General features: G+C 70.8%; 14 protein-coding genes. 6 read left to right on the forward strand and 8 right to left on the reverse strand.

Annotated elements, in window-relative coordinates:
• Nucleotides 1–64: 64 nt before the first annotated feature.
• The 4 genes from ACWGH1_RS23265 to ACWGH1_RS23280 all read right to left on the reverse strand — a co-directional run bounded on the left by ACWGH1_RS23265 (nucleotide 65) and on the right by ACWGH1_RS23280 (nucleotide 3,063).
• The gene (locus tag ACWGH1_RS23265; protein WP_453408973.1) at nucleotides 65–712 is read right to left on the reverse strand and encodes a class I SAM-dependent methyltransferase; all 648 of its coding nucleotides are present in this window, start codon (nucleotides 710–712) and stop codon (nucleotides 65–67) included.
• A 128-nt stretch (nucleotides 713–840) separates the two neighbouring features.
• Nucleotides 841–1,662, reverse strand: a complete 822-nt coding sequence (locus tag ACWGH1_RS23270) for a GNAT family N-acetyltransferase (protein WP_453353155.1) — start codon at nucleotides 1,660–1,662, stop codon at nucleotides 841–843.
• Nucleotides 1,663–1,718: 56 nt separating this feature from the next.
• Nucleotides 1,719–1,988, reverse strand: coding sequence for a protealysin inhibitor emfourin (locus ACWGH1_RS23275; protein WP_453353154.1), 270 nt, complete (start codon nucleotides 1,986–1,988; stop codon nucleotides 1,719–1,721).
• A gap of 10 nt (nucleotides 1,989–1,998) precedes the next feature.
• Complete coding sequence (locus ACWGH1_RS23280) at nucleotides 1,999–3,063, reverse strand: M4 family metallopeptidase (protein ID WP_453353153.1); 1,065 nt, start codon at nucleotides 3,061–3,063, stop codon at nucleotides 1,999–2,001.
• A 376-nt stretch (nucleotides 3,064–3,439) separates the two neighbouring features.
• Between ACWGH1_RS23280 and leuA the strand changes: the two genes are divergently transcribed.
• The 5 genes from leuA (at nucleotide 3,440) to ACWGH1_RS23305 (ending at nucleotide 9,983) form a co-directional block, all read left to right on the forward strand.
• Nucleotides 3,440–5,203: a 2-isopropylmalate synthase gene (gene leuA / locus ACWGH1_RS23285; RefSeq protein WP_453353152.1), complete on the forward strand. Its 1,764-nt coding sequence runs from the start codon at nucleotides 3,440–3,442 to the stop codon at nucleotides 5,201–5,203.
• 231 nt (nucleotides 5,204–5,434) lie between these two features.
• Nucleotides 5,435–6,130, forward strand: a complete 696-nt coding sequence (locus tag ACWGH1_RS23290) for a TerB family tellurite resistance protein (protein ID WP_453353151.1) — start codon at nucleotides 5,435–5,437, stop codon at nucleotides 6,128–6,130.
• A 500-nt stretch (nucleotides 6,131–6,630) separates the two neighbouring features.
• The gene (locus ACWGH1_RS23295) at nucleotides 6,631–8,283 is read left to right on the forward strand and encodes a nucleobase:cation symporter-2 family protein (protein ID WP_453353150.1); all 1,653 of its coding nucleotides are present in this window, start codon (nucleotides 6,631–6,633) and stop codon (nucleotides 8,281–8,283) included.
• Between the two features lie 117 nt (nucleotides 8,284–8,400).
• Nucleotides 8,401–9,147: a DNA repair protein RecO gene (gene recO, locus ACWGH1_RS23300; protein WP_453353149.1), complete on the forward strand. Its 747-nt coding sequence runs from the start codon at nucleotides 8,401–8,403 to the stop codon at nucleotides 9,145–9,147.
• Nucleotides 9,148–9,158: 11 nt separating this feature from the next.
• On the forward strand, nucleotides 9,159–9,983 hold the full coding sequence (locus ACWGH1_RS23305; protein ID WP_453353148.1) for an isoprenyl transferase: 825 nt from the start codon (nucleotides 9,159–9,161) through the stop codon (nucleotides 9,981–9,983).
• 170 nt (nucleotides 9,984–10,153) lie between these two features.
• Here the strand turns inward: ACWGH1_RS23305 and ACWGH1_RS23310 are convergent, their stop codons facing one another.
• From ACWGH1_RS23310 to ACWGH1_RS23325, 4 genes are read right to left on the reverse strand one after another with little or no spacing between them, the layout of a single operon-like run.
• Complete coding sequence (locus ACWGH1_RS23310) at nucleotides 10,154–10,609, reverse strand: Fur family transcriptional regulator (protein ID WP_453353147.1); 456 nt, start codon at nucleotides 10,607–10,609, stop codon at nucleotides 10,154–10,156.
• 20 nt (nucleotides 10,610–10,629) lie between these two features.
• A complete protein-coding gene (locus ACWGH1_RS23315) occupies nucleotides 10,630–11,496 on the reverse strand; it encodes a metal ABC transporter permease (RefSeq protein ID WP_453353146.1) in 867 nt (288 codons plus the stop codon).
• Nucleotides 11,496–12,290, reverse strand: a complete 795-nt coding sequence (locus tag ACWGH1_RS23320) for a metal ABC transporter ATP-binding protein (protein ID WP_453353145.1) — start codon at nucleotides 12,288–12,290, stop codon at nucleotides 11,496–11,498. The genes ACWGH1_RS23315 and ACWGH1_RS23320 overlap by 1 nt, the downstream gene beginning before the upstream one ends.
• Before the next feature lie 32 nt (nucleotides 12,291–12,322).
• Nucleotides 12,323–13,288 carry a metal ABC transporter substrate-binding protein gene (locus ACWGH1_RS23325; protein WP_453353156.1) on the reverse strand — a complete coding sequence of 322 codons (966 nt, stop codon included), beginning with the start codon at nucleotides 13,286–13,288 and terminating at the stop codon, nucleotides 12,323–12,325.
• A 154-nt stretch (nucleotides 13,289–13,442) separates the two neighbouring features.
• Between ACWGH1_RS23325 and ACWGH1_RS23330 the strand changes: the two genes are divergently transcribed.
• Entirely contained in the window at nucleotides 13,443–14,825 is a 1,383-nt protein-coding gene (locus tag ACWGH1_RS23330) for a glycine--tRNA ligase (RefSeq protein WP_453357712.1), read from the forward strand.
• The last annotated feature ends 7 nt before the right edge of the window (nucleotides 14,826–14,832 follow it).

A 14,832-nucleotide genomic window follows, 5' to 3' on the forward strand; every position in this document is an offset into this window, starting at 1 on the left:
GGGCCGGCCCTCCGCCGCCCCGGCGGGGCTACGGGGTGTCCGACGGATCAGGGTCGGACACCCCCTAGGACACCCGCCGGACCTTGACCGCGTTGTCCGTGCGGGGGCCCGGCCGGCCGTCGGGGCGGGTCTGGATCCGCTCGTGTTCCTCCGCGAGCAGCACCTCCCACCGGCCCTCCGGCAGCTCCAGCTGCGCCACGACCTCGTCCGGGCTCGGGAAGTGCACCGAGTGGTCGGGGTGGTCGTGCCAGGACGGCCAGCCCGCGTGGCCGACGACCAGCAGGATGCCGCCCGGGGCCACGGCGGCGGCGGCCCTGCGCAGGACCCGCTCGCGCGGGAAGTCCCCGTACGTGTGCAGGAAGCAGGCGGAGACGAGGTCGAACTCCCCCTCGGGGAAGGACAGGGCGAGGTCGTGGCGCTGCCAGTCGACCCGGTCGCCGACCCCCGCCTCCTTCGCGTGCGCCGCCGCGCGTTCCAGTGCCACGCCGGAGATGTCGGTCGCGGTGACCCGCCAGCCCTGCCGGGCCAGCCACACGGCGTCGGCGCCCTCGCCGCAGCCGAGGTCCAGCGCGCGGCCCGGGGCGAGCCGCTCGGCCTCCCGGACCAGGACGGCGTTGGCGCTGCCGCTCCACACGCGGTCGCTCTCGCGGTAGCGGGAGTCCCAGTACTCCTCGCCGCCCTCGGGGACGGTGTGCGCGGCTTCTTCGGGCATCGGGGTCTCTCTTCCTGTGCGGTGACCGGTACGCCGATGGTCGGCCCGGCCGCCGCGGGAGGGCAAACAACCTTGCCGTTCCGGCAAAGAGCCGGCCCCGAGCTGCGGTCCCCGGGCCGGGCCGGCCGTCAGGCGCCGTCCGCCGCCCGGGGTTCCGCGATCAGGGCCGTCCCGACCCGGCGGAAGCCGGCCCGCCCGTAGATCCGGGCCACGTCCTCGTCGCCGGCCGAGAGGAACACCGTGCGCACGCCCCGCGCGAGCGCGTCCGCGACCAGGGCCGCCGTCACCGCGAGGGCCAGCCCCTGGCGGCGGGCCGCCGGCAGTGTGCCCACCCCGACGATCTCGGCCACCTCGCCGACCGGGTTGTACTGGCCCGAGCACAGCACCACTCCGTCCCGGACCGCCGCGGCCAGCACGGTACGGCCCGACGCGATCTTCTCCGCGATCGAGGCACGGGTCACCTCCACCGCCGGATCCGCGGCAGCCGCGGCGAGCTCCGCCGGGCCGGCCTCGCCCAGGGCCGTCCCCGGGGCCGCGAAGGCCAGCATCGGCACCGTCACGGCGGTGGCCAGCAGGGGGTCGTCGGCGCGGAGCACCCGAGCCGCCCCCGGCTGTGGCGGGAGCGGCTCGGAGGTGTCCAGGACCATGAGCGGGTGGGCGTGCACGTGGAGCCCGGAAGCCTCCACCGAGGCGCGGAGAGAGGGGCTGTTTTCGGCCACCCATTCGAAGGACTCGGGCACTCCCAGCTCCCGCTGGCGGGCCAGGACCCGTTCGACGTCGGCCACGGAGGCTGCCGCGCCGCCGAGCGTGGGCCGCGCGTAGTACTGCCAGCCCGCGCCCTCCTGGACGAACAGGGTCAGCGGACCGAAATCCTCCGCCCGGGCGCCGCCCGCGCGCGGCGCCGCGTCGTAGTACTGCTCCAGCGAAGTCAAGATCGTTTGCGTGGTCATCCGGTCATCCAAGCAAAGCCCCGGATGCCGGTCATCCGACTTTCTGCCCGGCGCCGTTACGCACCCTCCTTGAGCACCCGGGTGATCAGGCTCCGCTGGGCCTCCGACAGGTACGGCTCCGCGCAGGACACGGTGCGCCCGTCCACCGTGATCCGGTACGAGAACCCGTCCCGCACCCGGTCCGGTCCGTGCCCCGGCGGGCCGGGCCGCAGCGCCAGCAGTGCCAGCGCCCGCCACTCGTTCTCGTCCGGCCGGCCCGAGGTGTCCACCTCGGCCCGGCGCTCGATGCCCGCGAAGCCGCCCGTCCGTACCACCAGAATCCGCATGTCCGGGCTTCTACCCCAGCCCGACCGCCGACCACGCCTTCTGCATGGCCTGGTGCTCCGCGCCGCCCTCCCCGTACCGGGCGACGGCCGCGGCCACCGAGAGCCGGGCGAAGTCCGCGAAGTCGGCGTCGGAGGCGAGTTCGCCGCCGGTCAGCGTGTCGTACCAGATCCGCCCGGCGCGCTCCCAGGCCTTGCCGCCCAGTTCGCTCGCCACGATGTAGAACGCGTGGTTGGGGATCCCGGAGTTGATGTGCACGCCGCCGTTGTCGCCGTGCGTGCTGACGTAGCCGTCCATCGTCGCGGGCTGCGGGTCCTTGCCGAGTTCGTCGTCGTCGTACGCGGTTCCCGGCGCCTTCATCGAGCGCAGGGCGACCCCGGTGACGTTGGGCCCGAGCAGGCCGGCGCCGATCAGCCAGTCCGCCTGGTCGGCCGTCTGCCCCAGCGAGTACTGCTTGATCAGCGAACCGAACACGTCCGACATCGACTCGTTCAGCGCGCCCGACTGGCCGCGGTACTCCAGGTTGGCCGTGTACTGGGTGACGCCGTGGGTCAGCTCGTGCCCGATCACGTCCACGGACACCGTGAAGTCGAGGAACAGGTCGCCGTCACCGTCGCCGAAGACCATCTGGCGGCCGTCCCAGAAGGCGTTGTCGTAGTCCTGCCCGTAGTGGACGCTCGCGTCCAGCGGCAGGCCCGCGTCGTCGATCGAGTGGCGCCCGAACCCCTTGAGGAACAATTCGTACGTGGCTCCCAGCCCGGCGTAGGCGCGGTTGACGCTCGCGTCGCCGGTCGGCTCGTCGCCCTCGGCGCGCACCTTCGTGCCCGGCAGCCGGGTGCGGTGCGAGGCGTCGTAGACCGTCCGTTGCGGCTGGTCGGAGACGGGCGTTCCGAGCGCCGGGGCGATGCCCCGGACAGTGGTGACCCGGCGGCGGGTGCGCAGGGCGGCGTCGTGTTCGAGGGTCCGCTGGGCGGTGTCGGCGCGGCGGGTGTCCTCGGAGCGGGCGATCCGGTCCAGGAGGTGGGGCGGCACGACCGTGCAGAAGACGGGGTGGCCGGGGCGAAGAGTGGCATCCATGTGCGCAATGTGGCAGTGCGTGACGGTCCTGTCACTAATCGCGACCATGATTCATTCGGTTGTCTGAAAGCCGTCACGCCGCGTTGACGGATCGGCCGGACATTCCCTGTGCGCAAGGTTCCATAAGGAGTCTTAACTCACAAAAGGGTACAAAACGGACCACAGGGTCTTGCATACTGAAACAGGTCCTCGCGCTACGGCGCGGCTCCGCTAGGCTCGGCCCATCATGCGTTTCGGGCTGCTTCTCCTTAGCTGCCGCGGCGAGGGTCTGTAGTCGTAGGCCGGCCCCCTCCCCGCGGAGTCTGGTGTTGCGGATTTACGACCGCCGTCGGCCGTCCCAGCGAACTACACGCGGACACGCGAGGAGCCCCACGCCATGAGCCAGCACACTTTCGCAGGTCGCCCCACGCCCATCACGAACGCGACCCATACGCAGCAGCCGTCCGGGATGCCCATCCACAAGTACGGCTTCTACGAGCAGGTGGAGATCCCGGACCGCACCTGGCCGGACGCCCGCGTCACCAAGGCCCCCCGCTGGCTGTCCACCGACCTGCGCGACGGCAACCAGTCGCTGATCGACCCGATGACCCCCGCCCGCAAGCGCGAGATGTTCGACCTGCTGGTGCGCATGGGCTACAAGGAGATCGAGGTCGGCTTCCCCTCCTCCGGTGAGACGGACTTCGCCTTCGTCCGCTCCATCATCGAAGAGGGCGCGATCCCCGACGACGTCACCATCTCCGTACTGACGCAGGCCCGCGAGGACCTGATCGAGCGGACCGTGGAGTCGCTGGTCGGCGCCAAGCGCGCCACCGTGCACCTGTACAACGCGACCGCCCCGACCTTCCGCCGGGTCGTCTTCCGCGGCTCCAAGGAGCAGATCAAGCAGATCGCCGTCGACGGCACCCGCCTGGTCATGGAGTACGCCGACAAGCTGCTGGGCCCCGAGACCGTCTTCGGCTACCAGTACAGCCCCGAGATCTTCACCGACACCGAGCTGGACTTCGCCCTGGAGGTCTGCGAGGCCGTCTGTGACGTGTGGCAGCCCGGTGAGGGCCGCGAGATCATCCTGAACCTGCCCGCCACGGTGGAGCGCTCCACGCCGTCCACCCACGCGGACCGCTTCGAGTGGATGGCCCGCAACCTGACCCGCCGCGAGCACATCTGCATCTCCGTCCACCCCCACAACGACCGCGGCACCGCCGTCGCCGCCGCCGAACTGGCCCTGATGGCCGGCGCCGACCGGATCGAGGGCTGCCTGTTCGGGCAGGGCGAGCGCACCGGCAACGTCGACCTGATCACGCTGGGCATGAACCTGTTCTCGCAGGGCATCGATCCGCAGATCGACTTCTCGCAGATCGACGAGATCCGCCGCACCAGCGAGTACTGCAACCAGATGGAGGTCCACCCGCGCCACCCCTACGCGGGCGACCTGGTCTACACCGCCTTCTCCGGCTCCCACCAGGACGCCATCAAGAAGGGCTTCGACGCCATGGAGGCCGACGCGGCCGCCCAGGGCAAGACCGTGGACGACATCGAGTGGGCCGTGCCGTACCTGCCGATCGACCCGAAGGACGTCGGCCGCTCCTACGAGGCGGTCATCCGGGTCAACTCGCAGTCCGGCAAGGGCGGCATCGCGTACGTCCTGAAGAACGACCACAAGCTGGACCTGCCGCGCCGCATGCAGATCGAGTTCTCCCGGATCATCCAGGCCAAGACCGACGCCGAGGGCGGCGAGGTCACGCCGAAGGCGATCTGGAACGTCTTCCAGGACGAGTACCTGCCCAACCCGGAGAACCCGTGGGGCCGCATCCAGCTGCGCTCCGGCTCGACCGCCACCGACAAGGACGGCACCGACACGCTGACCGTCGAGGCGGTGGTCGACGGCGGCGAGACCGTCCTGACCGGCACCGGCAACGGTCCGATCTCGGCCTTCTTCGACGCGCTGGCCGGCATCGGCGTCGACGCCCGCCTGCTGGACTACACCGAGCACACGATGAGCGAGGGCGCCTCCGCCGTCGCCGCCTCGTACATCGAGTGCGCGATCGACGGCCGCGTCCTGTGGGGCATCGGCATCGACGCCAACACCACCCGCGCCTCGCTGAAGGCCGTCATCTCCGCCGTCAACCGCGCGGGCCGCTGATCCCACCGGCCGTCCGCGCCGAACCCCGCACCTTCCCCGGGAGGGCGCGGGGTTCCGCTTTTCCCGGGCGCGGCCGCGCCCCTGGCGCGCGTCACGGCGGGGGCGCAGATCGGCCAACTCCGGTTCCGGGGCCAGGTTGTCTTGTCACACGACTGACACACACTCACGGATGTGGCTAACATCACGCCAACCCGGCGATGGTGCCATGGGGTCCGTATACGGAGGTGCGACGTGCTGCCAGTTCGGGGTGGGGACGGCCGGAAGCTGACCGTATGGGGCATCCGTACCACCTGGAGCACCGTGGCCGACGGGGAGTTCTTCTGCCCCGGCTGCGGCGGTGACCGCAACTACCGCCGGCGCACCGGCCGGCGCCGCTTCGCGGTCCTCGGCGTGCCGCTGCTGCCCCGCGGGTCCGCCGGGCCGGTGGTCGAGTGCCAGGCCTGCAAGGCGCGCTTCGACACCGATGTGCTGGACCACCTAACCACCACCCGCTTCTCGGCGATGCTCCGCGACGCCGTGCACACCGTCTCGCTGGCCGTCCTCGCCGCCGGCGGGACCGCCTCGCGCAGCGCCCTGGAGGCGGCCGCCTGCGCCGTACGGGCCGCCGGGTTCCGGGACTGCACGGAGGAGCAGCTGGAGTCCCTGGTGGACGCCCTCGCCGCCGAGGAGGGCCGGCTGGGCCTGTACGACGGCCCGGAGTGCCGCGGGGCCGCGCTGTCGATAGAGCTCCACGAGGCGCTGGAACCGCTCGCGCCGCACCTGGCCGGACCGGGACGGGCGTCGCTCCTGCTGCAGGGCGCCCGGATCGCCCTCGCCGACGGACCGTACATCCCGGCCGAGCGCGAGGTGCTGGCCACCGTGGGCGCGGCGCTGCGGATGGGCGCCGATGAGGTCACCCGGCTGCTCTCGGCGGTCCGCGCCCCGTAACGATCCGGCCACGCGAGGCCGAACCGGCCCCTCCGTCATCTGTGTCACTGACGGAGGCGCCTTACCGTCCGAGGCGGTGCGTCCACCCCTCGGACGGCCTCGAACGCGCGCCCGATGGCGGCCGCGGTCCTGCCTGTGCAGCGTTGCGCCGCAGGTCGGAGGGGGTGCGTCGAGCAGGGCGACGCGGCACCGGGCAGGTTGTGCGGACTGTCGCCCTTACGCCTGCGGGCCGCCCGTGCGCCAGTGGAGGAACCTCTCAATCTGGCGCCCCAGAACGTCAACACTTTGTCGAAGTCGACGATATCTGTGAGCGCGCCCACAGGCGTTCAATTCCGGTCACACGACGAGACGCCGCCGGTAACACAGCGGGGCTTCGATTCACGTGAACTCCACTGAAACCCCGCCGGACCAACGGAGCCCAGCACGCGCTGGGGGAGACCACTTCGGCCGGGGACAACCAGATCTCCTCTTACTTACCTACCCTGAAGGGCAAGGCAGAGATGCCACGTGTCGCCGCCCGGCTTTCCGCCGTCGGAGAGCAGAGCCCGCACCCGGTCGACGAGGTGCTCCCCCTCCCCAAGCTCGCGCTGTACGGCTTCCAGCACGTACTCGCCTTCTACGCCGGCGCGGTGATCGTCCCGATCCTCGTCGGCAGTGCGCTCAAGCTGAGCCCGCAAGACCTGATCTACCTGATCAACGCGGACCTCTTCACCTGCGGAATCGCCTCGATCATCCAGGCGTGGGGCATCGGCCGGGTCGGCGCCCGGCTGCCGATCATCCAGGGCGTCACCTTCACCGCCGTCTCCCCGATGATCGCGATAGGCCTCGGGGCGGGTGGCGGGACGGCCGCCCTGCTGGTCATCTACGGCGCCGTCATCACGGCAGGCCTCGCCACGTTCGCCTTCGCCTGGATGCCCGCCCGGGTCTTCCGCGTCGTGATGTCGCTGTTCCCGCCCGTCGTCACCGGTACGGTCATCACCATCCTGGGCGTCGTACTGCTCCCGGTCGCCCTCAAGGACGCCGTCGGCGGCGCCCCGCTCGTCGGCGACGGCGGCGACCCGCGGCAACTGGCCTACGCGGTCGGCACCATGCTCTTCGTCCTGGTGGTCATGCGGCTGCGCCGGCCCTTCCTCTCCAGCATCGCGGTCCTGCTGGGCCTGGTGGCCGGCACCCTGCTCGCCTTCGTCCTGGGCGATGCGAAGCTCGACGCGGTCAAGAACTCCGACTGGGTGGGGGTGACCACCCCCTTCCACTTCGGCGCCCCCAAGTTCGAGTGGTTCCCGATCTTCCTGATGCTGATCGTCATGCTGATCACCATGGTGGAGACCACCGGTGACACCTACGCCATCGGCGAGATCGTCGGCAAGGACATCGACAGCGAGACCGTGGCCCGTGCCCTGCGCGCCGACGGAGCCGCCACGGCCATCGGCGGTCTGCTCAACTCCTTCCCGTACGTGGCCTTCGCGGAGAACGTCGGCCTGGTCCGGGTCACCAAGGTCAAGAGCCGGTTCGTGGTGGTCGCGGCCGGCGTCATCATGATCGTCCTGGGTCTGCTGCCGAAGGCGGCCGCCGTGGTCGCCGCGATCCCGCCCGGGGTACTGGGCGGCGCCGCCACCGTCATGTTCGGCATGGTCGCGCTGGCCGGCATCCAGACGCTGGGCAAGGTGGAGCTGCGGGAGGAGAAGAACGCGCTCATCGTCGGCGTCTCCCTGGCCTTCGCGCTCTTCCCGGCCACCGTCCCGGCCTACTTCGACAAGCACCTGAGCGCGGACCTGTCGTCGCTGCTCAACAGCGGCGTCACGCTCGGTGCCACGGCGGCGATCGTCCTGAACCTCCTCTTCAACGGCCTGGCCAAGGGCGACGCGCACAACGTCCCCCGCCTGGCCCTGCCGGCCCAGGCCGCACCAGACGGAGCGGACACTGCGGTCGACGCGGAAACCGAGCCGGGGGCCGACGCGGACACCGTCCCGCAGGCCGATGCGGGTGCCGATGCCGAGGCCGAGGGCAAAGCCGGGGACGCGCCCGGCGCGGAAGCGGACGCGGAGCCCGAGTCCCGCCCCGCCGCCGAACCCGGGGTGGCGGAGGAGAGGAAGCCGGTACGAGCCGCCGCCGCCCCGGACCCGGCGGACGAGGCGGCCGCCCCCGCCTCCTGACCGCTCCGAAGACCGAGGGCCTCCTCTTCCCCCCCGGAGGAGGCCCTCGCCGTCCTTCCCCGCGGCCCCGACCGGGTTCCCGCACAACCGGGTTCCCGCACAGGGGACAATGGGTCCATGAGTCTGTTCCGCGACGACGGCATCGTGCTGCGCACCCAGAAGCTGGGTGAGGCGGACCGCATCATCACCCTCCTCACCCGGGGCCACGGCCGGGTCCGGGCCGTCGCGCGCGGAGTGCGGCGTACGAAATCCAAGTTCGGCGCCCGGCTGGAACCTTTCTCCCACGCCGACGTGCAGTTCTTCGCGCGCGGCAGCGAGCTGGTCGGCCGCAGCCTGCCGCTGTGCACCCAGACCGAGATCATCGCCCCGTACGGCAACGGCATCGTCACCGACTACCCCCGCTACACCGCCGGCACCGCGATGCTGGAGACCGCCGAGCGCTTCACCGAGAACGAGGGCGAGCCGGCCGTCCAGCAGTACCTGCTGCTCGTCGGAGCCCTGCGCACGCTCTCGCGCGGCGAGCACGAGCCGCACCTCATCCTGGACGCCTTCCTGCTGCGCTCGCTGGCCGTCAACGGCTACGCGCCGAGCTTCGAGGACTGCGCGAAGTGCGGCATCCACGGTCCCAACCGGCACTTCTCCGTCGCCGCGGGCGGGGTCATATGCGGGGACTGCCGGGTGCCCGGCAGCGTCGTACCCTCGTCGGAGGCCATCGCCCTGCTCAGCGCGCTGCTGACGGGCGACTGGAGCCACGCGGACGCCTGCGAGGCGCGTCACGTGCGGGAGGGCAGCGGGCTGGTCTCGGCCTATTTGCACTGGCATCTGGAGCGCGGGCTACGCTCCCTGCGATACGTCGAGAAATAGGAGCTGGGCACATGGCACGACGCGGGATTCTGGGGCGCTCTCGCCGCGAGTACAAGGTTCCCGAGCCGCACCCCTCCGGTGAGCGCCCGCCGAAGATCCCCGGCGAGCTGGTCCCGAACCACGTCGCCGTCGTCATGGACGGCAACGGCCGCTGGGCCAAGGAGCGCGGGCTGCCGCGCACCGAGGGCCACAAGGTGGGCGAGGGCGTCGTGCTCGACGTGCTCAAGGGCTGCCTGGAGATGGGCGTCAAGAACCTGTCCCTGTACGCCTTCTCGACGGAGAACTGGAAGCGCTCGCCCGACGAGGTCCGCTTCCTGATGAACTTCAACCGGGACGTCATCCGGCGCCGCCGGGACGAGATGAACGAGCTGGGCATCCGCATCCGCTGGGTCGGCCGGATGCCGAAGATGTGGAAGTCGGTGGTCCAGGAGCTCCAGATCGCGCAGGAGCAGACCGTCGACAACGATGCGATGACCCTGTACTTCTGCGTCAACTACGGCGGGCGCGCCGAGATCGCGGACGCGGCGCAGGCGATCGCCCGGGACGTGGCGGCGGGCAAGCTGGACCCCTCGAAGGTCAACGAGAAGACCTTCGCGAAGTACATCTACTACCCGGACATGCCGGACGTCGACCTGTTCCTGCGGCCGAGCGGTGAGCAGCGCACCTCCAACTACCTGATCTGGCAGAGCGCGTATGCCGAGATGGTGTTCCAGGACGTGCTGTGGCCCGACTTCGACCGCCGTGACCTGTGGCGGGCCTGCCTGGAGTACGCCCAGCGCGACCGCCGCTTCGGCGGCGCGGTCCCCAACCAGCCGGCCCCGAACACCCCGCGCTGACCCACCCGCGGCTCAGGGGGCCTGGTGCTGTCCGCCGGCGTGCCGGTCAAGCAGGGCGGGCAGCACCCGGGCGTCGCGCGCTCCCTCGCGGGCGCGGCGGTGCGGCGGGTAGTCACGCCGTCCGGCCCCCGGGCCCCGGCTCACGGCGGGGCGCCCGGGACCGGGTGGGTCTAGGCCGCCGCGGCCGCGCAGTCCGCGCAGGTGCCGAAGATCTCCACGGTGTGGGCGACGTTCACGTAGCCGTGTTCGGCGGCGATGGCCTCCGCCCACTTCTCCACGGCCGGGCCCTCGACCTCGACCGCCTTGCCGCACTTGCGGCACACCAGGTGATGGTGGTGGTCGCCCGTGGAGCAGCGCCGGTAGACGGATTCGCCGTCACTGGTGCGCAGCACGTCCACCTCGCCGGCGTCGGCGAGGGACTGGAGGGTGCGGTAGACGGTGGTCAGGCCCACGGAGTCGCCGCGGTGCTTGAGCATGTCGTGCAGCTCCTGGGCGCTGCGGAACTCGTCCACCTCGTCCAGTGCCGCGGCCACGGCGGCACGCTGCCGGGTGGATCGTCCTCGTACTGGCGCGGTCTCGCCAGGCGCAGTCGCCACCGGTTCCTCCTCGTGTCGGCCTCGCCCCATTGTGCCAGGCTGCCGAACGGCTAGACCTTCACGTCGTCGCGTGTGCAGACCTCTTCGGCCAGCCGGGCCGCACGCGCGCGGCGCCGGGCCACGGGGGTGGACAGGGCCGTCATGACCATGAAGACGCCGATGGCGAGCAGCACGATCGTGGCGCCCGACGGTACGTCGATGTAGTACGTCGCCGCCGTGCCGGTCAGGGACACGGCCAGGCTGATCGCGATGGCCAGGCCCAGCGTGGCGGCGAAACCGCGCGTCAGGCGCTGCGCGGCGGCGACCGGGATCACCATCATGGCGCTGACCAGCAGCAGGCCGACGATGCGCATCGCGACGGTCACGGTGATCGCGGCGGTGACCGCGATCAGCAGGTTCAGCGCGCGCACCGGCAGGCCGGTGACGCGGGCGAACTCCTCGTCCTGGCAGACGGCGAAGAGCTGCCTGCGCAGGCCGATGGTCACTGCGATCACGAACGCCGCCAGGATCACGACGGCGGTCACGTCCTGGGTCGAGACCGTGGTGATCGAGCCGAACATGGCGCTGACCAGGTTGGTCGTGGACCCGCCGGGAGCCATGTTGATGATCAGGACACCGCCCGCGAGGCCGCCGTAGAAGAGCATCGCGAGGGCGACGTCGCCGCTGGTCCTGCCGCGCGAGCGGATCATCTCCATGGCGACGGCGCCGAGCACGGCGACCAGCGTCGCCATCCACACCGGGCTGGTGTTGAGCAGGAAGCCGAGGGCGACGCCGGTCATGGCGACGTGGCCGAGGCCGTCGCCCATCACGGCCTGGCGGCGCTGGACGAGGTACGTGCCGATCGCGGGAGCGGTGATGCCGACCAGCGCGGCGGCGACGAGGGCCCGCACCATGAAGGGGTAGTGGAGGAGGTCCATCAGCTCAGCAGTCCCGTCCGCAGGGGCTCGGCGTCGTGCGCCGCGTGGGGGTGTACGTGGTCGTGGCCGGGCAGCGCGTGCTGGCCGACGGCCTGCGGGGGCGGCCCGTCGTGCACGACGCAGCCGTCGCGCAGGACGACCGCCCGGTCGATCAGCGGCTCCAGGGCGCCCAGCTCGTGCAGGACGAGGAGCACGGTCGTGCCGGCGGCCACCTGTCCGCGCACGGCCTTGGCGAGGACCTCCTGGTTGGCCAGGTCGACGCCGGCCATGGGCTCGTCCATGATCAGCAGTTCGGGTTCGACGGCGAGCGCCCGGGCGATGAGCACGCGCTGGTGCTGCCCGCCGGACAGGGCGTTGACGGAGGCATCGGCGTACGTACCCATGTCGACGAGGTCCAGCGCGCGCTCCACGGCGAGCCGGTCGGCCTTGCGCAGGACGCCGAAGCGGGAGCGGGCCAGCCGGCCGGCGGAGACGACCTCCCGGACCGTGGCGGGGACGCCGCTGGCGGCCGTGGTGCGCTGGGGGACGTAGCCGATCCGCGACCACTGCCGGAACCGCTTGAAGTCCGTGCCGAAGAGCGAGAGCCCGCCGTCGGTGAGCGGGACCTGGCCGACGACGGCGCGGACGGCCGTGGACTTGCCCGAGCCGTTGGCGCCGAGGAGGGCGACGACCTCGCCCGGGCGGACGGTGAGGTCGACCCCGCGCAGCACGGGGCGCGAGCCGAGCGAGGCCGTGGCCCCGCGCAGGGATATGACGGGCTGCTCGGTCGCCGATGCGGTTGTCCGGGACTCCATGGCTCGCGCCTCCGTTGCTGCTACTGCTGTCATTACTTGGCGCCCAGCGCCTTCTGCAGGTTCTTGAGGTTGGACCGCATGACCTCGAAGTAGTCAGCGCCCTGCGACTTGTCGGTGATTCCCTCGAGGGGATCGAGGACATCGGTCTTGAGACCGGTGTCGGTGGCGAGCGTCCTGGCCGTCTTGTCGCTGGCCAGGGTCTCGAAGAAGACGGTGGACACGTTGTCCTTCTTGGCGATGGCCTGGAGGTCCCTCATCCGGGCCGGGCTCGGCTCGGACTCGGGGTCGACGCCGGAGATGCCCTCTTGGTCGAGGCCGTAGCGCTCGGCGAGGTAGCCGAAGGCGGCGTGGGTGGTGATGAAGGTCTTGGAGGCCGTGTTGCCCAGGGCGTTCTTGTACTCGGTGTCCAGTGCGGCCAGCTTGGCGAGCAGCTCGTCGGTGTTCTTCCCGTAGTCGGCCGCGTGGGCGGGGTCGGCCTTCCGCAGCGCGGCGCCGACGCCCTTGGCGATCTCGGCGTACTTGTTCGGGTCGAGCCAGACGTGCGGGTCCGCGCCGGCCTCGCCGTGCCCGTGGCCGGCGTCCTCGCCCTCGGCCGGGTGGTCGTCGTGGCCGGAGGCGGTGTGCTGCTCCAGCTTGGTGAGGGCGGCGGCGTCGACGGTGTTCTTCACGCCGGCCTGGGCCACGGCCTTGTCGACGGCGGGCTGGAGGGACTTGAGGTAGAGCACCACGTCGGATTCGCCGAGCTGGGCGGTCTGCTTCGGGGTGATCTCCAGGTCGTGCGGTTCGACGCCCGGCTTGGTCAGGGTGTCGACCTTCACGTGGTCCTTGCCGATCTGTTCGGCGAGGTACTGGAGCGGGTAGAACGAGGCCATCACACCGAGTTTGCCGTCCTTGTCACCACCCGCGGCGCCGGCGCCGGAGCAGGCGGTGAGCGCCGTAGCGGCGAGGGCCACGGCTCCGGCGAGGGCGGCGTTCGGTATGAGGCGTCGTACGTTCATGACATCCATTTTCATCAAAGATGGAAACGATTGTCAAAAACCCTGGTGGGGCGGGCTGCGGGAGGCCGTTGCAGGGGGTCCGATTTGAAAGCGGGGGTGCGGGCGCCGGTAACCTAAAGGCTTCGCCGTTCGTCCTCGTAATGAAGAGAGCACCGTGGCCGCCGACAAGATCGAAACCATCGTCAGCCTGAGCAAGCGCCGTGGCTTCGTTTTCCCGTGCAGTGAGATCTACGGCGGTTCCAGGGCTGCCTGGGACTACGGCCCGCTCGGCGTCGAGCTCAAGGAGAACATCAAGCGTCAGTGGTGGAAGGCCATGGTCACCGGGCGTGAGGACATCGTCGGCCTCGACTCCTCCGTCATCCTGGCCCCCGAGGTCTGGCAGGCCTCCGGCCACGTCGCGACCTTCTCCGACCCGCTGACCGAGTGCACCTCCTGCCACAAGCGGCACCGCGCGGACCACCTGGAAGAGGCGTACGAGGCCAAGCACGGCCGCCTTCCCGCCAACGGTCTCGCCGACATCAACTGCCCCAACTGTGGTGTCAAGGGCCAGTTCACCGAGCCGAAGCAGTTCTCCGGCATGCTGGAGACCCACCTCGGTCCGACCCAGGACACCGGCTCCAAGGCGTACCTGCGCCCCGAGACCGCCCAGGGCATCTTCACCAACTTCGCCCAGGTGCAGACCACCTCGCGCAAGAAGCCGCCCTTCGGCATCGCGCAGATGGGCAAGTCCTTCCGCAACGAGATCACCCCCGGCAACTTCATCTTCCGCACCCGCGAGTTCGAGCAGATGGAGATGGAGTTCTTCGTCAAGCCGGGCGAGGACGAGCAGTGGCAGGAGTACTGGATGGCCGAGCGGTGGAACTGGTACCGCGACCTCGGCATCCGCGAGGAGAACATCCGCTGGTACGAGCACCCGAAGGAGAAGCTGTCCCACTACTCGAAGCGCACCGCCGACATCGAGTACCGCTTCAACTTCGGTGGCAATGAGTTCTCCGAGCTGGAGGGCGTGGCCAACCGCACCGACTACGACCTGAAGGCCCACTCCGCCGCTTCCGGCCAGGACCTGTCGTACTTCGACCAGGAGGCCGGCGAGCGCTACACCCCGTACGTCATCGAGCCGGCGGCCGGTGTCAACCGCGCCATGCTCGCCTTCATGCTCGACGCGTACAACGAGGACGAGGCCCCCAACGCCAAGGGCGTCATGGAGAAGCGCACGGTCATGCGCCTCGACCCGCGCCTGGCGCCCATCAAGGTCGCCGTCCTGCCGCTGTCCCGCAACCCGCAGCTGTCGCCGAAGGCCAAGGGTCTCGCCGCCGACCTGCGCAAGAACTGGAACATCGAGTTCGACGACGCGGGCGCGATCGGCCGCCGCTACCGCCGCCAGGACGAGATCGGCACGCCGTTCTGCGTGACCGTCGACTTCGACACCCTGGACGACAATGCGGTGACCGTGCGCGAGCGCGACACCATGAAGCAGGAGCGCGTCTCCCTGGACCAGATCCAGAGCTACCTCGGCAGCCGTCTGCTCGGCTGCTAGGTCCCGC

This window comes from Streptomyces sp. NPDC054883 (genome assembly GCF_053610645.1).

What these genes read in the sequence shown, in the direction of transcription:
- ACWGH1_RS23315 (WP_453353146.1), bottom strand. Translation starts at nt 11,496, where the DNA reads ATGGACCTCCTCCACTACCCCTTCATGGTGCGGGCCCTCGTCGCCGCC.
- ACWGH1_RS23310 (WP_453353147.1), bottom strand. Translation starts at nt 10,609, where the DNA reads ATGGGGCGAGGCCGACACGAGGAGGAACCGGTGGCGACTGCGCCTGGC.
- ACWGH1_RS23275 (WP_453353154.1), bottom strand. Translation starts at nt 1,988, where the DNA reads ATGCGGATTCTGGTGGTACGGACGGGCGGCTTCGCGGGCATCGAGCGC.
- ACWGH1_RS23270 (WP_453353155.1), bottom strand. Translation starts at nt 1,662, where the DNA reads ATGACCACGCAAACGATCTTGACTTCGCTGGAGCAGTACTACGACGCG.
- leuA (WP_453353152.1), top strand. Translation starts at nt 3,440, where the DNA reads ATGAGCCAGCACACTTTCGCAGGTCGCCCCACGCCCATCACGAACGCG.
- ACWGH1_RS23325 (WP_453353156.1), bottom strand. Translation starts at nt 13,288, where the DNA reads ATGAACGTACGACGCCTCATACCGAACGCCGCCCTCGCCGGAGCCGTG.
- ACWGH1_RS23320 (WP_453353145.1), bottom strand. Translation starts at nt 12,290, where the DNA reads ATGGAGTCCCGGACAACCGCATCGGCGACCGAGCAGCCCGTCATATCC.
- recO (WP_453353149.1), top strand. Translation starts at nt 8,401, where the DNA reads ATGAGTCTGTTCCGCGACGACGGCATCGTGCTGCGCACCCAGAAGCTG.
- ACWGH1_RS23280 (WP_453353153.1), bottom strand. Translation starts at nt 3,063, where the DNA reads ATGGATGCCACTCTTCGCCCCGGCCACCCCGTCTTCTGCACGGTCGTG.
- ACWGH1_RS23295 (WP_453353150.1), top strand. Translation starts at nt 6,631, where the DNA reads ATGCCACGTGTCGCCGCCCGGCTTTCCGCCGTCGGAGAGCAGAGCCCG.
- ACWGH1_RS23305 (WP_453353148.1), top strand. Translation starts at nt 9,159, where the DNA reads ATGGCACGACGCGGGATTCTGGGGCGCTCTCGCCGCGAGTACAAGGTT.
- ACWGH1_RS23265 (WP_453408973.1), bottom strand. Translation starts at nt 712, where the DNA reads ATGCCCGAAGAAGCCGCGCACACCGTCCCCGAGGGCGGCGAGGAGTAC.